General features: G+C 62.3%; 1 pseudogene. It reads left to right on the forward strand.

Annotated elements, in window-relative coordinates:
* Positions 1-25: 25 nt before the first annotated feature.
* Positions 26-345: pseudogene (locus tag AX685_RS03500) on the forward strand (transposase); the annotation flags it as partial.

Raw genomic sequence — 345 nt, forward strand, 5'->3', positions numbered from 1 at the left:
ACCACATCATCGCACAGCTACGCTGGTGCGGAGGTCGTCCACGACATCACGTCAGAAGCAGTTTTCGGAAGAGCAGATCATCGGCATCCTGAAGGAGGCCGAGGCGGGTGCGGTGGTGACGGAGTTGTGCCGCAAGCACGGGATGTCGAGCGCGACCTACTATGCGTGGAAGGCGAAGTTCGGCAGCCTGGAGGTGTCCGACGCAAAGCGCCTGCGGTCGCTCGAAGAGGAGAACGCCCGGCTCAAGCGGTTGCTGGCGGACACGATGCTCGACAACGCGGGGTTGAAAGACCTGTTGTCAAAAAAGTGGTGACGCCCGCCGCGAAGCGGCAAGCGGTCGCGCAT

Source organism: Sphingomonas sp. CCH9-F2, from assembly GCF_001556735.1.
In the GTDB taxonomy this organism is placed as follows: domain Bacteria; phylum Pseudomonadota; class Alphaproteobacteria; order Sphingomonadales; family Sphingomonadaceae; genus Sphingomonas; species Sphingomonas ginsenosidimutans.